Origin of the sequence: Pseudomonas sp. NBRC 111143 (assembly GCF_001320965.1) — a bacterium.
GTDB lineage: Bacteria > Pseudomonadota > Gammaproteobacteria > Pseudomonadales > Pseudomonadaceae > Aquipseudomonas > Aquipseudomonas machongensis.
Genome location: NZ_BCBT01000029.1, coordinates 43,234 through 64,413, shown reverse-complemented (window position 1 = coordinate 64,413; position 21,180 = coordinate 43,234). Strand labels below are relative to the sequence as shown.

General features: G+C 62.5%; 20 protein-coding genes. 7 read left to right on the top strand and 13 right to left on the bottom strand.

Annotated features, from left to right (window positions below; translation table 11 throughout):
* Window positions 1-3: 3 nt before the first annotated feature.
* Both APH44_RS16915 and APH44_RS16910 read left to right on the top strand, forming a co-directional pair.
* Window positions 4-555 carry an antibiotic biosynthesis monooxygenase gene (locus APH44_RS16915; RefSeq protein ID WP_054893710.1) on the top strand — a complete coding sequence of 184 codons (552 nt, stop codon included), beginning with the start codon at window positions 4-6 and terminating at the stop codon, window positions 553-555.
* 197 nt (window positions 556-752) lie between these two features.
* Complete coding sequence (locus APH44_RS16910; RefSeq protein ID WP_177342480.1) at window positions 753-2,591, top strand: amidohydrolase; 1,839 nt, start codon at window positions 753-755, stop codon at window positions 2,589-2,591.
* Window positions 2,592-2,594: 3 nt separating this feature from the next.
* Here APH44_RS16910 and APH44_RS16905 read toward each other — a convergent pair whose 3' ends face one another.
* A complete protein-coding gene (locus APH44_RS16905) occupies window positions 2,595-3,506 on the bottom strand; it encodes a LysR substrate-binding domain-containing protein (RefSeq protein WP_054893708.1) in 912 nt (303 codons plus the stop codon).
* Between the two features lie 133 nt (window positions 3,507-3,639).
* On the opposite strand from APH44_RS16905, the gene ycaC reads away from it, so the two are divergent.
* From ycaC to APH44_RS29205, 4 genes are all read left to right on the top strand, one after another.
* Entirely contained in the window at window positions 3,640-4,269 is a 630-nt protein-coding gene (gene ycaC / locus APH44_RS16900) for an isochorismate family cysteine hydrolase YcaC (RefSeq protein ID WP_054893707.1), read from the top strand.
* Between the two features lie 115 nt (window positions 4,270-4,384).
* The gene (locus tag APH44_RS16895; protein ID WP_054893706.1) at window positions 4,385-5,203 is read left to right on the top strand and encodes an alpha/beta fold hydrolase; all 819 of its coding nucleotides are present in this window, start codon (window positions 4,385-4,387) and stop codon (window positions 5,201-5,203) included.
* Between the two features lie 261 nt (window positions 5,204-5,464).
* Window positions 5,465-5,743 carry a type II toxin-antitoxin system RelE/ParE family toxin gene (locus tag APH44_RS16890; RefSeq protein ID WP_054893718.1) on the top strand — a complete coding sequence of 93 codons (279 nt, stop codon included), beginning with the start codon at window positions 5,465-5,467 and terminating at the stop codon, window positions 5,741-5,743.
* Window positions 5,744-5,754: 11 nt separating this feature from the next.
* On the top strand, window positions 5,755-6,039 hold the full coding sequence (locus APH44_RS29205; RefSeq protein ID WP_081255182.1) for a HigA family addiction module antitoxin: 285 nt from the start codon (window positions 5,755-5,757) through the stop codon (window positions 6,037-6,039).
* A gap of 90 nt (window positions 6,040-6,129) precedes the next feature.
* Here the strand turns inward: APH44_RS29205 and APH44_RS16885 are convergent, their stop codons facing one another.
* The 8 genes from APH44_RS16885 to APH44_RS16850 form a co-directional block, all read right to left on the bottom strand.
* Complete coding sequence (locus APH44_RS16885; protein ID WP_054893705.1) at window positions 6,130-7,917, bottom strand: monovalent cation:proton antiporter-2 (CPA2) family protein; 1,788 nt, start codon at window positions 7,915-7,917, stop codon at window positions 6,130-6,132.
* A gap of 221 nt (window positions 7,918-8,138) precedes the next feature.
* Window positions 8,139-9,155 carry an alpha/beta hydrolase gene (locus tag APH44_RS16880; protein WP_054893704.1) on the bottom strand — a complete coding sequence of 339 codons (1,017 nt, stop codon included), beginning with the start codon at window positions 9,153-9,155 and terminating at the stop codon, window positions 8,139-8,141.
* Window positions 9,156-9,188: 33 nt separating this feature from the next.
* Window positions 9,189-9,443: a DUF2790 domain-containing protein gene (locus tag APH44_RS16875; protein ID WP_054893703.1), complete on the bottom strand. Its 255-nt coding sequence runs from the start codon at window positions 9,441-9,443 to the stop codon at window positions 9,189-9,191.
* 290 nt (window positions 9,444-9,733) lie between these two features.
* The gene (locus tag APH44_RS16870; RefSeq protein WP_054893702.1) at window positions 9,734-10,087 is read right to left on the bottom strand and encodes a helix-turn-helix domain-containing protein; all 354 of its coding nucleotides are present in this window, start codon (window positions 10,085-10,087) and stop codon (window positions 9,734-9,736) included.
* A gap of 141 nt (window positions 10,088-10,228) precedes the next feature.
* Window positions 10,229-11,506 carry an epoxide hydrolase family protein gene (locus tag APH44_RS16865; protein ID WP_125931774.1) on the bottom strand — a complete coding sequence of 426 codons (1,278 nt, stop codon included), beginning with the start codon at window positions 11,504-11,506 and terminating at the stop codon, window positions 10,229-10,231.
* A gap of 64 nt (window positions 11,507-11,570) precedes the next feature.
* Window positions 11,571-12,338 carry an SDR family NAD(P)-dependent oxidoreductase gene (locus APH44_RS16860; RefSeq protein WP_054893700.1) on the bottom strand — a complete coding sequence of 256 codons (768 nt, stop codon included), beginning with the start codon at window positions 12,336-12,338 and terminating at the stop codon, window positions 11,571-11,573.
* Between the two features lie 29 nt (window positions 12,339-12,367).
* A complete protein-coding gene (locus tag APH44_RS16855; protein WP_054893699.1) occupies window positions 12,368-13,408 on the bottom strand; it encodes an alpha/beta fold hydrolase in 1,041 nt (346 codons plus the stop codon).
* 344 nt (window positions 13,409-13,752) lie between these two features.
* A complete protein-coding gene (locus APH44_RS16850; RefSeq protein WP_054893698.1) occupies window positions 13,753-15,240 on the bottom strand; it encodes a YifB family Mg chelatase-like AAA ATPase in 1,488 nt (495 codons plus the stop codon).
* Between the two features lie 365 nt (window positions 15,241-15,605).
* Between APH44_RS16850 and leuA the strand changes: the two genes are divergently transcribed.
* Entirely contained in the window at window positions 15,606-17,303 is a 1,698-nt protein-coding gene (leuA, locus tag APH44_RS16845; protein ID WP_054893697.1) for a 2-isopropylmalate synthase, read from the top strand.
* Window positions 17,304-17,480: 177 nt separating this feature from the next.
* On the opposite strand, the gene APH44_RS16840 is transcribed toward leuA, so the two are convergent.
* The 4 genes from APH44_RS16840 to APH44_RS16825 form a co-directional block, all read right to left on the bottom strand.
* Entirely contained in the window at window positions 17,481-18,128 is a 648-nt protein-coding gene (locus APH44_RS16840; RefSeq protein ID WP_054893696.1) for an efflux RND transporter periplasmic adaptor subunit, read from the bottom strand.
* A 165-nt stretch (window positions 18,129-18,293) separates the two neighbouring features.
* Window positions 18,294-18,779, bottom strand: a complete 486-nt coding sequence (locus APH44_RS16835; RefSeq protein WP_033965052.1) for a phage virion morphogenesis protein — start codon at window positions 18,777-18,779, stop codon at window positions 18,294-18,296.
* The gene (locus APH44_RS16830) at window positions 18,776-19,564 is read right to left on the bottom strand and encodes a phage minor head protein (protein ID WP_054893695.1); all 789 of its coding nucleotides are present in this window, start codon (window positions 19,562-19,564) and stop codon (window positions 18,776-18,778) included. The genes APH44_RS16835 and APH44_RS16830 overlap by 4 nt, the downstream gene beginning before the upstream one ends.
* The gene (locus APH44_RS16825) at window positions 19,561-21,171 is read right to left on the bottom strand and encodes a DUF935 domain-containing protein (protein WP_054893694.1); all 1,611 of its coding nucleotides are present in this window, start codon (window positions 21,169-21,171) and stop codon (window positions 19,561-19,563) included. Before APH44_RS16825 ends, APH44_RS16830 begins: the two co-directional genes overlap by 4 nt.
* Window positions 21,172-21,180 lie beyond the last annotated feature (9 nt).

The following is a 21,180-nucleotide window of genomic DNA, read 5'->3' as shown; positions in this document are numbered from 1 at the left end:
GCAATGAACAACAGCAGCGTGGTCACCCTGGTGATCCAGCACGAGGTCCGGGCCGATGCCCTGGCGCACTACGAGACCTGGTTGCGTCATACCGTCGGGGTTGCCCGCCGCCAACCGGGTCATCTGGACGTGAACGTAATCCGCCCGGACGACAATGGTGGTCAGTTCACCACCGTGGTGCGTTTTGCCGATGCAGGACAACTGCGTGCCTGGGTCGATTCACCGGAGCGCCAGCGCCTGGTCGCCGAAGTGCTGCCGCTGCTGGAGGAGGGTGACCAGACCCGTATCCACGATGACCCGGAGTTCTGGTTCACCCCATCCAGCACGGCAGCTACACAGCCTGCGCGCTGGAAGCAGGCGGTGCTGACTTATCTGGTTATCTGCCCGATGACCTTGCTGGTGCCCCTGTTGCTGGCGCCGCTGTTCGCAAAGGTGCCGCCGCTGGGCGGGCCGTTGGCGAGCAACTTGCTGGTCAACCTGTGCGTCATCCTCCCGGTGGTGTTCTTCATCATGCCGTGGGTGACGCGCCGCTGCGCCGGATGGCTGCGCCGTTGAGCGCACGCCGGACGATCCACTGCTAGCGTTCAATCGCCCGATCACACCACCGGACGGAGAGCACCATGAACCAGGACCCCACCGACAAGAGCCGCCGCCGTTTCCTCGCCAACAGCACCCTGCTCGGTGCGGCTGGCGCGCTCTGGTCCGCACTGCCCTTCACCGATTCCGCCCATGCCGACATTTCAGGAGATCCCATGACCGCCGACCTCATTCTGTTCAACGGCAAGCTGCACACTGTCGACCGTGGAAAACCGACCGCCACTGCCGTGGCCATCAAGGACGGGCGCTTCGTCGCCGTGGGCAGCGATGCCGAGGCCATGGCCCACAAGGGCAACAGCACGCAGATCATCGACCTGAAGCAGCGCACGGTGATCCCGGGTCTGAACGACTCGCACCTGCACCTGATCCGCGGCGGCCTTAACTACAACCTCGAACTGCGCTGGGAAGGTGTGCCATCGCTGGCCGATGCCCTGCGCATGCTCAAGGAGCAGGCCCTGCGTACACCAACGCCGCAATGGGTGCGAGTGGTGGGTGGCTGGAACGAATTCCAGTTCGCCGAAAAACGCATGCCTACCCTCGAAGAAATCAACCAGGCTGCGCCTGACACGCCGGTGTTCATCCTTCACCTGTACGATCGGGCGCTGCTCAACCGTGCGGCGTTGCGTGCTGTCGGCTACACCAAGGACACACCCAACCCGCCCGGTGGCGAAATCCAGCGCGACAAGTTCGGCAATCCGACCGGCATGCTCATCGCCCGTCCCAACGCGACCATCCTCTACGCCACCTTGGCCAAGGGGCCGAAGTTGCCGTTGGAGTACCAGGTCAACTCGACCCGTCAGTTCATGCGTGAGCTCAACCGCCTCGGTTTGACCAGCGCCATCGACGCAGGTGGCGGCTACCAGAACTTCCCGGACGACTATTCGGTGATCCAGCAACTGGCCGACAACGACCAGCTGACCGTGCGCATCGCCTACAACCTGTTCACCCAGAAACCCAAGGAAGAGCTGGACGACTTCAAGAAGTGGACCTCGAGCGTGAAGGTTCACAGCGGCACCGACTTCCTGCGCCACAACGGCGCTGGCGAGATGCTGGTGTTCTCCGCTGCCGACTTCGAGGACTTCCTCGAGCCGCGTCCGGACCTGCCGCAGACCATGGAAGAAGAGCTGGAGCCGGTGATCCGTCACTTGGTCGAGCAGCGCTGGCCGTTCCGTCTGCATGCCACCTACGACGAGTCCATCTCGCGCATGCTCGATGTGTTCGAGAAGGTCAACCGCGACATCCCGTTCAACAACCTGCCGTGGTTCTTCGACCACGCCGAAACCATCTCGCCGAAGAACATCGAGCGGGTGCGGGCGTTGAATGGCGGGATTGCCATCCAGGACCGCATGGCCTTCCAGGGTGAGTATTTCGTCGACCGCTACGGCGCCAAGGCCGCCGAGAAGACCCCGCCGATCCAGCGCATGCTCGCCGAGGGTGTGCCGGTCGGTGCCGGCACCGATGCCACCCGAGTGTCGAGCTACAACCCCTGGACGTCGCTGTACTGGATGGTCAGCGGCAAGACCGTTGGCGGTCTGGAGCTGTATCCGGAAGGCCTGAGTCGCGCCACGGCGCTCGAGCTGTTCACCCATGGCAGCGCCTGGTTCTCCAGCGAGCAGGGCAAGAAGGGGCAGATCAAGGTCGGGCAGTTGGCTGACCTGGCGGCGCTGTCGCTGGACTTCTTCAGCGTCGAGGAAGAGGCGATCAAGAGCATCGAGTCGGTGCTGACGGTGGTGGATGGCAAGGTGGTGTACGGCGCGGCGGAGTTCGACAAGCTCGGCCCGGCGCAGATTCCGGTGGTGCCCGAGTGGTCGCCGGTGGCCAAGGTGCCGGGCCACTGGCGGGCCGGTGCGCCGCTGGCTGCGGCGGTACACCAGTGTGTCGGGCCGTGCGGGGTGCATGCGCACAGCCATGAGAAGGCACGCCATTCCAGTGTGCCGGTGAGCGACTATCAGGGCTTCTGGGGAGCGCTGGGCTGTTCCTGCTTCGCGTTCTGAAACTCAAGCCATATCACTGACCGCAAACTCCTCGGCCAGATGGTCGATCAGCGAGCGTACCGAAGGCAGCAGCCCGCGCCGCGACGGGAAGATCGCATGGACGATCCCGCAGCGCGGCTGCCACGCCGGCAACATCTCCACCAGGCGCCCCTGGGCCAGGTCCTCGCGCACCGCCACCCGCGGCAAGTGCGCGATGCCCACCCCCGCCACCACGAAATGCCGCAGCGCGAACAGATCATCGGTGACCATGCGCGGCGTGTGCGTGATCACCAGCTTGCGCGCCATGTCCTCCCCTTGGAACAACTCCCATTGATACTTCTGCTGCGCCGCGCCCCAGTGCAGGCTTGGCAGCGAGCTCAATACCTGCGGTTCGAAACCTTCGGGCAGCTGGGCGAGAAACGATGGATGGCCCACCAGGCATTGGGTGCTGTTGCTCAGCACCTTCATCACCATGTCGGTGTTCTCCAGCGGCGGGAAGCGCACCCGTAGCGCGACATCGAAGCCTTCATGCAACAGGTCGACGCGACGGTTGGTGCTCTCGATGAACAGCTCCACCTGCGGGTACTTGAGCATGTAGCGGGTGAGCATCGGCCCGACCCACGAGTTGAGCAGGGTGGTGGGGCAACTGATGCGCACCAGGCCACGTGGTTCGCTGCGGTTGCGCTCGATGATCTCTGCCGCGCCCTCGGCTTCCACACGCATGGCCAGGCAACGGTTGTAGTAGGTCTGGCCGATCTCGGTCAGCGAACAGTGGCGGCTGGTACGGTGCAGCAGGCGAACGCCAAGACGGTCTTCCAGGTCGGCGATGCGCCGACTGAGTTTCGACTTGGGCATGTCCAGCGCCCGGCCCGCCGGGGCGAAGCCGCCATGCTCGACGACCTGGGTAAAGAAATAGAGGGAATTCAGGTCTTCCAAGATCGTTCTCCAAACAGAACGCTACAGACAATTTTTGCAGTCTACCGCATCAAAGGTGATGTTTTTAATCTGTACTCATCAACGCGCAACACCCCACTTACCGCACATCGAAGACACATTGGGAGTACAGACCATGAGCCAATTCACCTACAACCGCCTGAACAAAGACGACGCCGCCGTACTGCTGGTCGACCACCAGGCAGGCCTGCTGTCGCTGGTCCGTGACATCGAGCCGGACAAGTTCAAGAACAACGTGCTGGCGCTGGCCGACCTGGCCAAGTTCTTCAACCTGCCGACCATCCTCACCACCAGCTTCGAACAAGGCCCCAACGGCCCACTGGTGCCGGAGCTCAAGGCGCTGTTCCCGGACGCGCCCTACATCGCCCGCCCTGGCCAGATCAACGCCTGGGACAACGAAGATTTCGTCAAGGCGGTGAAGGCCACCGGCAAGAAGCAACTGATCATCGCCGGTGTGGTGACAGAAGTGTGCGTGGCCTTCCCGGCGCTGTCGGCCCTGGCCGAGGACTTCGAAGTGTTCGTGGTGGCCGATGCCTCCGGCACCTTCAACGAGATGACCCGCGATGCCGCCTGGCGCCGGATGGAAGCTGCCGGTGCGCAACTGATGACCTGGTTCGGCGTGGCCTGCGAGCTGCACCGCGACTGGCGCAACGACGTCGAAGGCCTGGCCGCGCTGTGCTCCAACCACATCCCGGACTACCGCAACCTGATCACCAGCTACAACGCCCTCACCACGGGCAAGTGACCCAGCCAATGGCCGGTCGGTGCACCTCGTGACCGACCGGCCAGCCGCGCGATGGAATGTTCCTCGCGCCCCGCACTCAAGATCCAGACCTACCCGACTTTCAGGAGATTCCGACATGAGCACACTAGTTACCCGCGATGGCACCGCGATCTATTACAAGGACTGGGGCAGCGGCAAGCCCGTGCTGTTCAGCCACGGCTGGCCGCTGGACGCCGACATGTGGGATGGCCAGATGGAGTTCCTGGCCAGCCGCGGCTATCGCACCATCGCCTTCGACCGCCGCGGCTTCGGGCGTTCCAGCCAGCCGTGGAACGGTTACGACTACGACACCTTTGCCGATGACATCGCCCAGTTGATCGAGCACCTGGACCTGCGTGACGTCACCCTGGTCGGCTTCTCCATGGGCGGTGGCGATGTAACCCGCTACATCGCCAAGCATGGTAGCGAGCGCGTGGCCGGGCTGGTGCTGCTGGGTGCGGTGACGCCACTGTTCATCAAGACCGCCGACAACCCCGAGGGCGTCGACAAGTCGGTATTCGACGGTATTCGCGACGGCCTGCGTGCCGACCGTGCGCAGTTCATTTCCGACTTCGCCGCGCCGTTCTATGGCATCAACCATGGGCAGAAAGTCTCCCAGGGCGTGCAGGCCCAGACCCTGAACATTGCCCTGCTGGCCTCGCTCAAAGGCACCATCGACTGCGTGACGGCGTTCTCCGAAACGGATTTCCGCCCGGACATGGCCAGGATCGATGTACCGACACTGGTGATCCACGGCGATGACGACCAGATCGTGCCGTTCGAGACCACCGGCAAGAAAGCCGCCGAGATGATCGAGGGGGCGCAGTTGAAGGTGTATCAGGGTGCACCACACGGCTTTGCCGTGACCCACGCGCAGCAATTGAACGACGACTTGCTGGCGTTTCTGGCGAAGTGACTGGCTGAGGCCGGGCCTGCGCAACTGCGGGATTGAGGGCGACTGGAGACAGTCGCCCTTTTTGCTGTTTGTGTGGTGGGTTTTTCGCAGGTATCAGATCACGCCAGTGGATCGGAAGGCTCTCACGCCTTAGGCGGAAAGCTGAAACTGCCTCCCGGAACGCCTTCCCTCCAGAATTGTGCATTCTGTGTAGAGGAGCAACGTTCAAATGAGCTCGATGTGCTTGAGGTGTGTAAGGTATGGCCTTACACTTTGGCGACCATGATACGAAGCTTCAGGCACAAGGGCCTCAAGGCTTTGTACCAGCGTGACGACAGGTCGGGTGTTCGTGCCGATCATGTACCGCGCTTACGAAGACTCTTGGCCTCACTCGAGATCGCGAAGGGCCCGCACGATATGGAGCGTCCGGGAAACCGTATTCATCCCCTGCGCGGACATTTGGAGGGGTATTGGGCTGTCAACGTATCGGGAAATTGGCGGCTGGTGTTTCGCTTTGTCGGCACTGATGCAGAGCTTGTGGACTATCTGGACTATCACTAGGAGGCACTGTCATGCCCATGCATAACCCCCCCCATCCGGGTGAAGCGTTGCGCGAGGATGTCCTGCCGGCGATTGGCCTGAGTGTCTCTGCGCTTGCTCGTCATCTCGGTTATTCCCGAGGTCAACTGTCCACTGTGATGAACGGGCGCGCAGCTATCTCCGCCGATCTTGCGTACCGGCTTGAATTGGCTGGTCTGGGCAGTGCCCGCCAATATCTGGCAGAGCAGGCGGCTTATGATCTATGGCAGGCTGCTCATCGTGAGCACCCGCCTATCGCGCGGCTGGGATTTGCTTGAGCCGAAGCTGATTTTGACCCTTCCTGGCACGGCGTCGAGCAGGTGCCGTGTCGCCGCAGGGGCGGCATGGAGGCCCCTGCGGCATACAGCTCAGTCGCTATCCGATTCGAACAACCGCTCCAGCTCCACCCTGGCCTCCTTGGCCGTCTGCATCACCTTCGCCCGGTCATCGCGAACCCGTCCCTGTGCTTCCAGCACCTGCTGGTCATGCTCGGTGAAGCGCTGGATGCGGTCTGCCGCCTGGGCCTCGCTCAGGCCAAGGCCGATCAAGGTCAGGCGGGTCATCTCCAGGCTCGAGTAGAAGGTCTCGCGAATCGGCTCGGCGCCGACGTCGAGTAACTTGTGCACGTGCTGGCGGTTACGCGCCCGGGCGATCACCTTCAGGTGCGGATACTCATGCTTGACCCGCTCGGCGATGCGGATGGTCGCTTCCGGATCGTCGGTGGTGATGACGAAGTACTCGGCCTCGCCGACCTTGGCCGCATGCAGCACCTCGGGGCGCATCGGGTCGCCGTAGAACACCGGGGCCTGTTCGAAGGTGCGGGTCATCTCGATGGCATCGACCGAGGTGTCCAGGGCGATGAAGGAGACTTTCTGGGCCCGCAGGATACGCGCCACGATCTGCCCCATGCGGCCCATGCCGATGATCACCACGCGCGGGGCGTCGGCCTGGATCGTGCGGTATTGCTCTGGCACTTCGCGGGCTGGCGCCGGGCGCTTGATAAGGCGCGAGCTGGCCAGCAGCAACATCGGCGTCAGGGCCATCGACAGGGTGATGGTCATCAGCAGCAGATCGTAGGTGTAGGTGTCGAACAGGTTCTGGTCCTTGCCCAGCTTGAACACCACGAAAGCGAACTCACCGCCCGCCGCCAGCACCAGCCCCAGGCGCAGCGCGCTCAGGTTGCTCAGGCCGCCCACCGCACGGCCGACCAGCATCAGCAGTGGCAGTTTCACCGCTACCAGCAGCAAGGTCAGGCCCAGCAACAGCGCGGGTGCCTCCAGCAGCAGGCCAAGGTTGGCGCCCATGCCAACGCTGATGAAGAACAGCCCCAGCAGCAGGCCCTTGAACGGCTCGATCTGCGACTCCAGCTCGTGCCGGTATTCCGAGTCGGCTAGCAGCAGACCTGCGAGGAACGCGCCCAGCGCCATGGAAATGCCGGCTTCCTCCATCAGCCAGGCAGTGCCGATCACCACCAGCAGTGCGGTGGCCGTAGACACTTCCGGCAGGCCGGTACGGGCGACGATGCGAAACAGCGGGCGCAGCAGGTAGCGCCCGCCGACGATGACGATGGCGATGCTGCCGAACACCCGCAGGCCATGTTCGATGCTGTCGCCGTGGCTGGTGTCCGGGCCGCTGGCCGCCAGCAAGGGCACCAGCGCGATCAGCGGGATTGCCGCGATGTCCTGGAACAACAGGATGGCAAAGGCCAGGCGCCCATGGGGGGCGTTCAGTTGCTTGCTTTCGGCCAGGCTCTGCAGGCCCAGCGCGGTGGATGACAACGCCAGGCCCAGGCCGAGCACCACGGCTGCTGGCAGGGACTGGGCAAAGCCGAACAGGGCGATGGCACCGATGATCGCGCCAGTCAGCACCACTTGTGCCAGGCCTACGCCGAACACCGCCTTGCGCATCAGCCACAGGCGTCGTGGGGAAAGTTCGAGGCCGATGATGAACAGCAGCAGGACTACGCCCAGTTCGGAAATGTGCGCCACGCTCTCGGTGTCGCGGATCAGGCCCAGTGCTTGTGGTCCGATGGCCACGCCGGCGAGCAGGTAGCCGATGACGGCACCCAGTTGCAGGCGCTTGGCAAGGGGCACGGCGACGACGGCGGCAAGCAGGAAGATCACTGCGGTCTGCAGGATGCTGCCTTCATGTGGCATGGGTAGAACTCCAGGAGGCTTGGATGAAGCGCTGTGTGAGCAGGCGCCGGGGACGGTAGGCATTTTCGTCTCGGCGGGGGGAGGGGGCAACCGTCGGGGGTGGGAAGCAGCGTTCAGGATTTGGAGCCTTTGTAGCCCTCACGGGCCTCTTCGCGGGCAAGCCCGCTCCTACAAATGTGGGAGCGGGCTTGCCCGCGAAGAGGCCCGTGAGGCCACCATCGTTATTGCAGATGTTCCTTCAGCGCCTGCGCCGCCTGGCCCATCGCGCTACGAGTTCCGGGCACCTGCCCCAGCACGTTCAGCAGTCCGAAGTCATGGATCATGCCGTTGTAGCGCACGGCAGTCACTGGCACACCGGCGGCATCGAGCTTGCGGGCGTACGCTTCGCCTTCGTCACGCAGCACATCCATCTCGGCAGTCTGCACCAGTGCTGGTGGCAGGCCTTTGAGTTGATCCAGGCTGGCCCGCAGCGGCGAAGCATGGATGTCGTCACGCTGGCGCGGGTCGGTGGTGTAGCTGTCCCAGAACCACTGCATCATGTTGCGGGTCAGGAAGTGCCCTTCGGCAAACTGGTTGTACGACGCATTGTTGAAGTTGGCATCGGTGACCGGCCACAACAGCGCCTGGAACCGCAGCTTGGGCGTACCTGCTTCCTTGGCCTTGATCGCCACCACCGCCGCCATGTTGCCGCCGACGCTGTTGCCGGCCACGGCCAGTCGGCTGCCATCCACACCGATTTCCTTGCCGTGCTCGGCTACCCAGCGGGTTGCGGCGTAGGCCTGGTTGATCGCGGTGGGGAACTTGGCTTCTGGCGATGGCGTGTAGTCGACATAGACCGCCGCCGCGCCGGAGCCGACCACCAGATCATGGATCAGGCGCTCGTGGGTCGGGTAGTCGCCCAGCACCCAGCCGCCGCCGTGGAAGAACATGAACACTGGCAGCTCACCCTTCGCGCCTTGCGGGCGCACCACGCGGATGTCCAGCGGCTTGCCGTCGATCTGCAGGGTGCGACGCTCGACCTCGATACCCGAGAGGTCGACCTTGACGCTGGCCTGCGCACCGCTGAGCACTGCCCGTGCGTCTTTGGGCGCCAAGGTTTCCAGCGGCTTGCCGCCACCGGCGGCCAGGGCGTCGAGGAAGCCCTGGGTGGTGTGCTCGACGCCGGGGCTACCGGCGGCGAAGGCGCTGTTGACGGCGAGGGCCAGCAGGCCGGTGGTCAGGGTGCGGGACAGTTTCATGGTTCAAGCTCCTCTGGTGTCGGGCCGTGGGGTTCAGTTCTGGTTGGCGGCGGTGGTGGGGTGGATGTAGCTGACCTTCTGCACCTGGCCGCTGCTGTCGCGGTAGGTGAGGGTGGCGGCCGAGGCATGGCTGCGGGTGCTGTTCGGGGCATCGACCGCGATGACCTGGGCGATGTCCAGGTTCATGCCGTAGTGGTACGGCGTGGCCTCGATGGACTGGGCGAAGGCGCCTGCAGTGGTGCCGAGGCTCAGGGTGGCGATGGCGAAGGCTTTGCGAAGAGTGGTCATGATCGTTCTCCAAGGGTTCGGTAAGGGTTCAGCGACTGCTTGCTGCTTGAGGTGAATATTGCGCGCAAATATTTAGCGCGCAAAATATATTTCCGCTATGGAGAAGATTGAGTGGGGTTATTGGGTGATTCAGAGGACCCGAATGGGTGTGCTTGGCATGTCAGCCCGCGCAGCACCGGCACTCTGCCTTGCAGAGTCGAGAAGGCCGGTCAGTTTCTGCTGCTCGAAAGGTAAGGCCTCGGCCAGCCTTCTCGCTCAGAGAAGGCCGCAAATAACCATAAGCCGTGGTGTCAGGACTCGGCCCGCTTGGCGATGGCTGAGGCGATCAATGCCACATTCTCGGTCCCCCATCCGCAAAGCGGGATCAAGGCTTCGGCGAGTGTGCGACCAATGGCAGTCAACGCGTAATCCACGCGTGGGGGCACTTCTTTGTGATCGGTCCGGGAAATAATGCCGTCAGACTCCAGCTCCTTGAGTTGCTGGATAAGCATTTTGTCACTGACGCCCTGAACCAAGCGCTTCAACTCTCCGTAACGCTTGGACCCGTCGAACAGGAAGAAGAGGATCAGGGGCTTCCACTTGCCTCCGACGACTCTCAAGGTAGCATCCAGACCACAACTGAACTGCGGGATCGGCGAGCCCATCGTTTCTCAGCCTACTTACCAAAGAACGCATACTCTAACATCTTGCAGCCAGCGATCTGAACTGCTTGCTTGCATTGTGCCGGAGGGTGAATCCTTGACCCACTCAGCTTCCGGCGAGCGATTGCCTGCACTTCACAGAACTCAGCGCACGCGACTGAAAGCCCGTCGCATTTCTTCCGAGAACAGTTGTGGTTGTTCCATAGCGGCAAAGTGTCCGCCCCGATCCACTTCATTCCAGTAGAACAGGTTAGGCCAGTGCTCCTGCGCCCAGCTACGTGGCGCTCGATAGATTTCCCGTGGAAAAATGGTGGCTGCCATCGGCAGTTCTATCCTGCCCGCGTTGAAGCCGGGCTTTGTCCCTTTGTTCTGCCAGTAGATACGAGCCGAGGAAGCCCCTGTGTTCGTCAACCAGTACAGCGAGATATTGTCGAGCATGGCTTCATCACTGATTGCATCCTCAGGGTTGCCCCTGTTGTCGCTCCATGCCTGGAATTTTTCATAGATCCACATTGCCAAACCGGCCGGGGAGTCAGCAAGTGAGTAGCCAATCGTCTGGGGACGTGTGGCCTGCAGCATGAAATAGCCCATCTGGTTATTGAAGAAGTCATTCGCCGCATCGATAGCCGCTTTCTCCTGCGGCGTTGGATCGTCGGGGAGCTTGTCTGGAAAGACGAGTGGCCAGTTCACATGCGCAGCCACCAATCCATCCGGTCGCAGGTGTCCCAGGGCATGAGTGATGCCTGAGCCCCAATCACCGCCTTGAGCTACCCACTTCTGGTAACCCAGGCGACGCATCAGCTCGGCCCATGCGTTCGCGGTGCGGGCCATGTCCCACCCTGCAGCTTCGGGTTTGTCCGAGAAGCCGAAACCCGGCTGGGAGGGAATAACCACATCGAATGCATCTGATGCCTTGCCGCCATGGGCAGTGGGATTGGTCAGGGGTTCGATGACATTCAGAAACTCGACGATCGATCCTGGCCAGCCGTGGGTCAACAGCAAAGGTAGCGCGCCTGGATGGCGCGATCGTACGTGGATGAAATGGATGCCCAGGCCATCAAGACGCGTTCTGAACTGCGGATAAGCATTTATTCGGGCTTCAAATTTCCGCCAGTCATAGCGTTGAAGCCAGTATTCGACCAGTGCTCGCGCCTTCGTCAGTGGAACGCCCTGCGCCCACCCAGGCGTCGTCTCCTGGTCGGGAAAACGCGTCAGTTGGAGTCGCTGCCTGAGATCATCCAATGCCGCCTGCGGTATTGAAACGCGGAAGGGCTCTATGGCGTCTGATGCCTTTGCGAGCACCAGTTGCGCAACAGTGTCTGGCAAACGTGTTTGCGCCCTGCCGACTCCCATTGCAAGCCCAGCAGATCCGGCAACGAGGCCTTTGAGCAGCAGTCGACGCGAATAGCTATCAGTGATCATCATCGAAACTCGCTAACTAACGGGGCGCAGGCACCAGGGGCGGCTGCCCCTGGTGCACCGAGTATCAGATCTGGGTCGTACCACCGTCGATGAACAGTTCAACGCCTGTGATGTAGCTGGCATCGTCGCTGGCAAGGAACGAAACGGCCTTGGCGACTTCATCAGGCTGCCCGACCCTCCCGAGCGGGGATGCTTCGGATGCATGTTTGACAAGGTCCTGGATCTGCTCGTCATTCAAACCCAGTTCGGACTTGTAGCCGGGAGTGACGATAGTGCCAGGCGCGATGATATTGACGCGGATACCTCGGCCTCTGAGGTCCGACACCCATGTCCGCACCATTGAGCGCAGCGCTGCCTTGGTCGCGGCGTAGATACTGAACGCCGGAATGCCCTTGATCGACACCATTGAGCCATTGACGACAATCGCCGATCCCTCGGGCATGAGTTCGATCGCTTTCTGAACGGTGAAAAGCGTGCCTTTCACATTGATCCCGAAGTACTTGTCGAACTGAGCCTCGGTAATTGCACCGAGAGGGCTGAACTCGCCGCCGCCAGCGTTGGCAAACAAGATGTCGAGGCGACCATGGCGCTCCTTGATGCGGGCGAAGATGCGATCCAGATCTTCCTGGCGGGTAATATCGCCTTGGATAGCTTGTGCATGATCGCCGAGCGCTAGTGCAGCGGCCTCAAGTTCGGCCTCTCGGCGGCCGGTGAAATAGACGAAGGCGCCTTCGGCAACCAGGCGTTGAACCGTCGCCAATCCAAGGCCTGAGCTGCCGCCGGTTACCAGGGCGACTTTGCCTTCGTGCTTGGTGTGGTGAATGGAAGTCATGACAGGGTCCTCTCAGTTGGGGCTTCGGATCAGCGATCGCTGTGTTCTTTCAGGAATGGAAGCAGGTAGTTCAGCGTGCCTTCTGGATCTTCCTCGGCGACGTAGTGGCCGCTCTTGGGAAGCTTGTAAGTCCTGGCATCGATAGCCTTCGCCTTGAGCGTTGCGTTGACCCAGGTGTAACCAGGCCCGGCAATACCGAGTACCGGCATCTGCAGCTTGGCGTAGCCTTTTTCGTGGATGATGTCCTGGGTGAAGGCCTGGTACCACGCGTTACCTGCCCGTACGCCACCTTCACGGTTGTAGGCTGCCGCGTAGACTGCGCGGTCGCGGGCATCGATGGCCGACTCATCCTTGAGCAGGTAGCGGAAGAACCAGTCATGTTCTATTTCTGCCCTGCCTTGCAGCATTTTTTCCGGCAACCCCTTCACCTGGTGGAAGGCAAACCACCATAGATAGGCGTGATCCTCATCGAGCTTCGGGCCGAAGGTCCCGTGCTGCGGAAGCATGGGCATGTTCGCCATGTCCTGATCCGGATGTGTTACGTCGAGCATCGTCAGGGTGCTGGTGGACTTCGGATAATTTGCGGCATAGCTCCACGCCACCTGTGCACCGATGTCATGACCAACGATATGCGCTTTGTCGTAACCGAGCTGGGCCAGGAGTTCACGGATATCCTTGGCCATGTTCTTTTTATCGTAGCCGTCCTCCGGTTTGCCCGAAGCGCCCATTCCACGAATATCGACCGCGATGACTCGGTAGTGTTTAGCCAGTGTCGGCATCACCTTGTGATAAGCCCACCAGGTTTCCGGCCAGCCAGGCATCAGCACCACGGCTTCACCGCTGCCTCCGGTGACGTAGTGCAGTCGGACCCCGTTGACTTCAGCAAACCCGTTCTTGAAGCCAGGCAAGGTCGCAACGAGGGCATCATCTGAAACATCGCCCTTGTAGGTGATGATGGGCGTGCCTTCGGCATCTGGTTTGGCAGGCTGCGCGAAACTCTGGAGGGGCAGTGCCAGCGCTAGGGACAGGACAGCCAGGCCCAGTTGGCCCTTGAAGGTCTTAGGGGGCATTTCGATACTCCTTGAGTAGGAATCCAAGCGTTGGCATCCAGGGCGGTTCCGATATCTGGGAGGCTGGGAGTCATCCGCAGAACCCCTCTAGGTCTCGGTTCAACCCTCCACAACCTTCAGGTGCAGGATGCCTTTGCCGCGAGAAGGACTTGAGCTGTCTGGATACTAGAACCTCACTTTACTTTGGTAAAGTACTTACCTTTTAGTAACCAGCTGGATATGCCCCATGAGTTTGAGGGTTAGGCGCAGGCGGGCGCCTACCGTGGTAGCCCGTGATCGGGCCAGTGGACGAGGGCTATCAATCTGGCATGGGGGCTGGGGCTGTGTGCCGCCCTGGTCGGGTTTCAACCGGCGGGTCGATATTGCAGGGCTTCAGCCAAGTGAGAACGATCGATATGTTCGGCCTGTTCAAGGTCGGCCAGCGTGCGGGCCACCTTGAGCAGACGGTGAGCGGCGCGCAACGAAAGGTTGAGTCGCTCGCACGCGCCCTCCAGCCATGACTGGTCGGCGGCTTTCAGGTCGCAATGTTTGCGCAGGCCTGGCATATCGAGAAACGCGTTGGCACAACCCTGACGACGCTGTTGCCGCTCGCGGGTCTGGGCGACCTGGGCGGCGACGCTGGCGCTGGTCTCGCCACTGGGCTGGTGGCTGAGGGTAGTGCTTTCGCGTGCGACGGTCAGGTGCAGGTCGATGCGGTCGAGCAGCGGGCCCGAGAGCTTGTTGCGGTAGCGCTGGATCTGCTCAGGGCTGCACCGGCAGCGGGCTGCCGGGTCGCCCAGGTAGCCGCAGGGGCAGGGGTTCATCGCCGCTACCAGCTGAAAGCGCGCAGGAAAGCGCACCCGGTCCCGGGCCCGTGAAATCACGATCTCGCCAGACTCCAGCGGCTCGCGCAGCACCTCCAGCACACGCCGTTCGAACTCGGGCAGTTCGTCGAGAAACAGCACCCCATGATGGGCCAGGGTGATTTCCCCAGGCTGCGGCCGACTGCCGCCACCGACCAGTGCCGGGCCCGACGCGCTGTGATGAGGATGGCGAAACGGCCGCTGTGGCCAGCAGTCGATCGGTGCCTTGCCGCTGACCGACTGGATGGCCGCAACCTCCAGCGCCTCGTGCTCGTCCAGCGGTGGCAGCAACCCCGGCAGGCGGCTGGCAAGCAAGGTCTTGCCAGTGCCGGGTGGCCCGGTGAACAGCAGGTTGTGCGCTCCCGCCGCCGCGACCAGCAGGGCGCGTTTAGCCGCGATCTGCCCCTGTACTTCGCTGAGGTCCGGATAGGGGCGCGCGCGCAGTGTCAGGCCATTGGCGGCATAGGTTGGCAGCGGTGCCTGGCCATTGAGGTGCGCCACCAGCTCCTGCAGATGCCCGACCGCATACACCACCAGCCCACTGGCCAAACTCGCCTCCTCGGCATTTTCCCGCGGCACCACCAGTGCCCGCCCGGCCTCCCGCGCCGCCAGCGCCGCTGGCAGCACGCCCTGCACCGGGCGCAATGCCCCGGATAGCGCCAACTCGCCCAGGCATTCGAAATCGGCCAGGGTCGCCACCGGCACCTGGCCGTTGGCGGCGAGGATGCCCAAGGCGATGGCAAGGTCGTAGCGCCCGCCATCCTTGGGCAGGTCGGCGGGGGCGAGACTCTGGGTGATGCGTCGGGCCGGGTATTCGAGGCCGGAATTGACGATGGCGCTACGTACCCGGTCCTTGCTTTCCTTGACCGTGGCCTCGGGGAGGCCGACCAGGGTGAGGTTGGGCAGACCGTTGGCCAAGTGGGTTTCGACGCTGACAGCGGGCGCCAACACCCCGACCTGGGCGCGGCTGTGGACGAGGGCGAGAGACATGGACACTCCTTGGTCACTGGGGATGCCGCGTCCTGCGGCAGGGGCAAGGATAGCCAGGGGCGTGGGCAGTGGCGGGTGAAGAGTGCGACGAGATTTTGCCAAGGCATGGCGTTTTTTAGTTGAGTGGACACAGTCCGTCAGGCCCACCGTGGCGCAGCAGCGTGAAGATACTTTTTATGTCATATGGCAAGTATTCACTAAGAAAATTGATTTCTCAGCAATTTTAAAAAACATAACCCTGTTTCTGGGTAAACAGAACGCAATCCGGACTAAGCGCTTTCAGCATAAATTGGATCCAATATGAGATATACGCTCACCTCACCCAGCGCCAGCACGATCGCTTACAGGCCAAGGAGAACGCCGCCATGATGTTGAAGAACCCTTCCACTAAATACCGCCATTTCAACGTGGTTGATCTGCCGGACCGCACGTGGCCTGGCCTGGTACAGAAAGTCGCACCGGTCTGGTGCAGCGTTGATATGCGCGACGGCAACCAGGCCCTGATAGAGCCGATGAACGCCGAGCGCAAGCGTCGCTTCTTCGACCTGCTGGTCAAGGTCGGTTTCAAGGAGATCGAGGTAGGTTTTCCGGCGGCATCGCAGACTGATTTCGATTACGTCCGTGAGCTTATCGAAAGCGGCGCAATCCCTGACGATGTCACCATCCAGGTCATGACTCAGGCGCGTACTCACCTGATCGAGCGCACCTTCGAGGCGCTCAAGGGCGTGCCGCGGGCCATTGTGCATGTCTACAACGCCACGGCCCCTGTGTTCCGCGAAGTCGTGTTCGGTGTCGACCGCGCTGGCTGTATCGACATTGCCACCCAGGCCACCCGTGAGATCAAGGCGTTGATGCAGGCCAATCCGCAAACCCAGTGGACCTACCAGTATTCGCCGGAAACGTTCTGCTTCACCGAGTTGGACTTCGGCCTGGAAATCTGCGACGCGGTCATCGCCGAGTTCCAGCCAACGCCGTGCAACAAGATGATTCTCAATCTGCCCACAACCGTCGAGGTGTCGACGGCCAACGTGTTCGCCGACCAGATCGAATGGTTCTGCAGGCATGTGAGCCAGCGAGACAGCGTGATCATCAGCGTGCACCCACACAATGACCGCGGCACTGGAGTGTCTACTGCCGAGCAGGCGTGCCTGGCGGGTGCCGAACGGGTCGAGGGGACGCTGTTCGGCAATGGCGAGCGCACAGGCAACGTCGATATCCTGACCTTGGCCATGAATCTGTATACCAGCGGCATCAGCCCTGAGCTGGACTTCTCGGACATCACCCACGTTCAGCGTGAGGTCGAGTACTGCAACCAGTTACCTACCCATCCTCGTCATCCCTATGCCGGTGAGTTGGTGTTCACTGCGTTCTCCGGTTCTCATCAGGACGCGATCAAGAAAGGCTTCGCGCGCCGCCACGCAAACCCTCACGGTTATTGGGAAATCCCCTACCTGCCGATCGACCCTGCCGACATGGGGCGCAGCTATGAGGCGGTGATCCGGGTCAACAGCCAGTCGGGCAAGGGAGGCGTGGCGTATCTGCTGGAGCAGCAGGGCATCATGCTGCCGCGGCGTCTGCAAATGGAGTTCAGCGGCGTGGTCCAGCGGGTTGCCGATGCCGAAGGCCGGGAAGTGACCAGCGATATGATCCTGTCCTGCTTCACTGAAACCTATCTGCAGCAGGGCAGGCCCTACACCCTGACCCAGCCCATGCTCACCAGTGACCAAGCAAGCACCTACGTGAATGCTCAACTGCTCGTTGACGGTGACAGCCTGCCATTGACCGGGAAGGGCAACGGGCCGCTCGCCGCGCTGGTCAACGCCTTTGCCGCACTTGGCCTGAATTTCGACATCGCCGACTACCACGAGCATGCGGTACGTGATGGCGCCCAGGCCGAGGCGATCGCCTATGTGGAAATTCGCGTCAACAACCAGCTGCTTTTCGGTGTTGGTAAAGACAGCAGCATTCTCCAGGCTTCGCTGCAGGCTTTGGTCAGTGCCGTGTGCAGGGCTACTCGCCAGGGCCTGCTCGAGCCCTTGGGCAATACCAGCGTCACGGCCTGAGGCGATATCGGCATTGAAAGCCTTGGGAACAGACTGCGGGCATGGTGCGGTGGTGGCCAGCCACGAGGTCCGCATGGAAGGCGATGTATACATGCGGACCTTGCAGCTCAGTTCACGCATTGAACACTGTCAGATCGTCCTGGTTTCCGGATTTTGGTCTTCGAACGTGGCAGTTCTTCAGTCAGGCGTGCGCTCCTGCACCTCCACCAGCCCAGCCTCCAGCCCCCGCACCATCACGCCCTCGGGCACCGCTGCACCGGTCGTCACCGGAATCTGCTCGACCGCAGCCTGTGGCGTCGCTCGATACACCACGTAGCGTCCCCCCTGCCCATCATCGCGCAATGCGTGCGGGGGAATGGCGATACCCTGTTCGTCACGCTGCAGAATGATCGACAGGCGTGCGCTCATCCCCGCGCGCATGGGGTGCTGCAAGGGCTGTGCTGGCAGGTCGATCGACACCTTCACTGGGTACTGAGCTCCGGCGCCTTGCGTATCAGCCGTCTCGCTCTGGATACCGATGGCGGTCAGGCGACCGCTCAGTTCACCGGAAAAGCCGTCGCCACTGATCTGCACCGGCATGCCTTCGTGCAGTAGGCGCAGGTCGGTCTCTTCCACCCGGCTCAAGGCCTGGAAGCGCTCCTGGCCTATCACGCCGAGCAGCGGTACCCCCTGGGTGACGGCGACACCCGTTTGCAGGGGGACGGATTTTCCGCCCTCCTGAGGGGCCGGGCGAACCACATACCCGGCCAGCGGAGCGAGCAGTTCGCGTCGTGCATACAACTGCTCGAGGGCCTGATGGCGCGCTTGGGCGTTGGCCAGTTCCATTGCCGCGATGCTGAGCTCCTCGCCGTGGTGAACAGAACCACCATATTCCCTAGAGAGAAGAGACGATAAGTCCGGGAAGAGCTGGGAAGAGGCCGTAAGTAACGGGATGGCTTTTGAAAACGTCTTGCAAGTGTTGAAAACCGGGTCGCGGCGCTCGCCGGGCCATCAAATACCGGCTTCCACGAAGTCGGCCATCATCTCCAGCAGCACCGACCGCGCCGTAGGCGTCAACTCCAGGTCGCTGCCTTCTTTCCTAACCGGCATGTACCCACGGGCTGGAATATTAACCTTCTGGCCGCGCCCGGCCTTGCCGCCGAGCTGCTGGATGGCCGCGTAGGGCTTCGAGACGGACAAACCGGCCCGGTTGGCATCGTGGAAGGGCTGGACGCTCGGGGCCAGGCCGCCCGGAGAGCGTTGCAGCTTCTTGCCAGGCCAGTGGCCAGCCTTCTCGCGTTGCCTGATGGTCGAGAGTGCCAGCGGCTTCCACTTGTCGCCGCCCACCTCGCCCTCGCGCTCGAATGCTTCCTCGGTCAATGACAGAACTTCAGCCGCGATGCCAGCCATCAGCGGCTCGGGATTCTGGAGGCGTGCCCTGATTTCTGCCAGTTTGGCACTTGCCTGGTCGTTGATCTCGACGTTCATGTCGGTCATGGCTGACCTCCGTGGTAGTCGGCGGCCGGGTTGTAGTCCCAGCCCGCGTCGGGCTGGAACGGCCTCTCCATGCCCGGCAGCGTCAGGCGCTTGACCTTGATCGTGGAGCCGTCGCGCTGCGGCACGTCCACCTCCTGGATGTGACCTTCGGCGGACTCGACCTCGTAGCCGTTGCGCCGGACGGCTGAGGCGGTCAATGGCTGCGCGCGGCACCGGCACTTCCAGCCGTTCGGCGGATAGGCGACCGACCAACCTGCATCATCGTGGCGGAACACTCGCCCGTGCATAGCGCGGTGGGTGGGCCGTGTGCGGTTGTCCAGCACGGCCACGTAGCGCCAAAAGGGATGCGTGGCGGTGGCCGCCTTCATGCCGCGCCAGCGCCCGGCCTGGAAAGCGGTCTGCATGTTCTGCTCGTAGATCAGCTTCAGGCGGCGCGGACTGCCCAGCTCCACCGGGCGGCTGGTTCCAGGGTACACGGTGATCTCGCCGGTCTCGTAGTCGATCTCCTTGCCCCACCAGCCCTTGGCCTGCAGGGTCGGCGTGAGCTTGTCAATGAACTGCTGGTAGCTCTCGCCCTTGCTCATGGACTCCACCAGCGCAGAGCGGATGTCCTCCAGCACGTCATAGCCCGCCGAGCGCGCCACGGTGAAGGCGCGCCGGTGCGCCGTCTGCCAGAGGTCGCGCCAGGACTCGCTGACCTGCAAGCCCTTGGAACGCAGGAACTCGACTGCCTGCTCGGGCGGCATGTTGAAGGCGGCCAAGAGGGTGGACTTGTCGATGCTCATTCGGTCAACTCCTGTCGAATGGCGTCAGCGCCGAACAGTTCGGACACGAACAGGGCGCGGGCGATGGCTTCGACCAGCAGCGCGTCATCGGTCAGCGGGTTTTCGCTGGCCAGCAGTGCCAGTGCATCCTCGGGGCCGGATGCCCGGTTGAGGGCTTCCAGCGCAGGCTTGATCCAGGCGGCCGCCTGCGGTTGCAGCACGGCGGACAGTTCCTCCAGCGCGCCATCAAGCACGGCCTGGTCGGGGAACTCGGAACCGACCGCTGCTTCCTCGCGCAACGCGGCCACCAGTGCGGCCTTGGCGTCGGCCTTCTTGGTCTTGGGGGCGGGCGGCTCATCCTTGACCGGGGTGGCGGCGCTGGTGGCCAGGACGGCCTCCTTATCCGAGGTCGGCTGGGGAATCCGCAGCCGTTCGTGTGCCCACTGCGTGGGGATTTGCATACCGATGGCTACCAGCTTCGGCAGCGCTTCGGCGTAGACCTTGATGTCCTCGCCTTCGGTCGTGTCGAACACCAGGCGCGGGCAGCGCCGGAAGTCGGCCCAGCCCTTGTTGATGGCCAGCAACGGGTAGATCAGATCGCGGGTGAGCGTGCCCGCGAGCTGCTTGCAGTCGCTGTCGCGGATGTCCAAGCGCACTTCGTTGTGGATTTCTGCCACGCCGGAGCCGAGGCCGGTGGCCTCGGTCGTGCTGGTCAAGGTGCTGCCCAAGATGGCCTTCGATTGCGTCTGCTCGCACCACTTAATCATCACCTCGAACGGCTTTTCCGAACCCTTCGCGGCCTCCTCGAACTCGATGGCCATCGCCGAGGGGATGACGCCTGCCGCGTTGTGGCCAATGCCCGCGACGGCGCGCCAGAGCGTTGCCTTTTCCTCGGGGCTGGCGTTGCTCGGATACTTGCCGATGCGCAGCGGCAGGCCGTAGATGTCGAGGAACTCGGCCAGGTCGCCAACCGAGAAGTGTTTGAATAAGTAGGGCCAAACCAGCACGCGGCCCAGGCCGGAGCGCACGGTGTAGCCGGACATGGCCTTGTGGACGTGCATCATCCAGCCGAACGGGCGCAGTGGCGCGCCGTCCAGAGAGCTGTCGCGCAGGCGCAGCTCGGTGCGAGTGTCGCGGTCGAAGCGGAACCACGTCTGCGGGCGGTGGTTGAATCGCACCACCGTCCAGTCACCACCAACCCTGTCCCAGTCGTACTCGATAGGCGCAAAACCGTGCCCGATGGCGTCCAGCGCATCGAACATGAGGTCTTCCAGGTCGGTCATGTCTAGCAGCAGCTCCTTGGCGTAGGCGCTGGCTTCTTCCTCCTCCTTGCTCGGGTTGCGTGGCGGCACGATGTCCCAGGGCAGCTTGATGACGGCGCGCTTGCGCTTGGACAGCTCCGAGAAAACGTGGCCGTCGCGTTCCTCCATGTCACGGAAAAGCTCATGCTGGGCGATCAGGTCGCCGTTTTCCGCGCGCTCCAGGATGGAGTTCAGGCGTGCGGGCGTCAGGCCGCGCGAGGGATGTTGCGCGACCTCCCGGTGCAGGTTGATTAGTTGCGAGGTCTGCGCCTCATCCAGCGACGCCATGTTGATGGGGTTGCCGTATTGGTCGAGAAGTTTTGCCATTCAGTGCTC

What these genes read in the sequence shown, in the direction of transcription:
- APH44_RS29205 (WP_081255182.1), top strand. Translation starts at nt 5,755, where the DNA reads ATGCCCATGCATAACCCCCCCCATCCGGGTGAAGCGTTGCGCGAGGAT.
- APH44_RS16830 (WP_054893695.1), bottom strand. Translation starts at nt 19,564, where the DNA reads ATGAGCATCGACAAGTCCACCCTCTTGGCCGCCTTCAACATGCCGCCC.
- APH44_RS16870 (WP_054893702.1), bottom strand. Translation starts at nt 10,087, where the DNA reads ATGGGCTCGCCGATCCCGCAGTTCAGTTGTGGTCTGGATGCTACCTTG.
- APH44_RS16915 (WP_054893710.1), top strand. Translation starts at nt 4, where the DNA reads ATGAACAACAGCAGCGTGGTCACCCTGGTGATCCAGCACGAGGTCCGG.
- APH44_RS16840 (WP_054893696.1), bottom strand. Translation starts at nt 18,128, where the DNA reads ATGGAACTGGCCAACGCCCAAGCGCGCCATCAGGCCCTCGAGCAGTTG.
- APH44_RS16880 (WP_054893704.1), bottom strand. Translation starts at nt 9,155, where the DNA reads ATGAAACTGTCCCGCACCCTGACCACCGGCCTGCTGGCCCTCGCCGTC.
- APH44_RS16835 (WP_033965052.1), bottom strand. Translation starts at nt 18,779, where the DNA reads ATGACCGACATGAACGTCGAGATCAACGACCAGGCAAGTGCCAAACTG.
- APH44_RS16865 (WP_125931774.1), bottom strand. Translation starts at nt 11,506, where the DNA reads ATGATCACTGATAGCTATTCGCGTCGACTGCTGCTCAAAGGCCTCGTT.
- APH44_RS16825 (WP_054893694.1), bottom strand. Translation starts at nt 21,171, where the DNA reads ATGGCAAAACTTCTCGACCAATACGGCAACCCCATCAACATGGCGTCG.
- APH44_RS16860 (WP_054893700.1), bottom strand. Translation starts at nt 12,338, where the DNA reads ATGACTTCCATTCACCACACCAAGCACGAAGGCAAAGTCGCCCTGGTA.
- APH44_RS16850 (WP_054893698.1), bottom strand. Translation starts at nt 15,240, where the DNA reads ATGTCTCTCGCCCTCGTCCACAGCCGCGCCCAGGTCGGGGTGTTGGCG.
- ycaC (WP_054893707.1), top strand. Translation starts at nt 3,640, where the DNA reads ATGAGCCAATTCACCTACAACCGCCTGAACAAAGACGACGCCGCCGTA.
- APH44_RS16895 (WP_054893706.1), top strand. Translation starts at nt 4,385, where the DNA reads ATGAGCACACTAGTTACCCGCGATGGCACCGCGATCTATTACAAGGAC.
- APH44_RS16910 (WP_177342480.1), top strand. Translation starts at nt 753, where the DNA reads ATGACCGCCGACCTCATTCTGTTCAACGGCAAGCTGCACACTGTCGAC.
- APH44_RS16875 (WP_054893703.1), bottom strand. Translation starts at nt 9,443, where the DNA reads ATGACCACTCTTCGCAAAGCCTTCGCCATCGCCACCCTGAGCCTCGGC.
- APH44_RS16885 (WP_054893705.1), bottom strand. Translation starts at nt 7,917, where the DNA reads ATGCCACATGAAGGCAGCATCCTGCAGACCGCAGTGATCTTCCTGCTT.
- APH44_RS16890 (WP_054893718.1), top strand. Translation starts at nt 5,465, where the DNA reads ATGATACGAAGCTTCAGGCACAAGGGCCTCAAGGCTTTGTACCAGCGT.
- APH44_RS16855 (WP_054893699.1), bottom strand. Translation starts at nt 13,408, where the DNA reads ATGCCCCCTAAGACCTTCAAGGGCCAACTGGGCCTGGCTGTCCTGTCC.
- leuA (WP_054893697.1), top strand. Translation starts at nt 15,606, where the DNA reads ATGATGTTGAAGAACCCTTCCACTAAATACCGCCATTTCAACGTGGTT.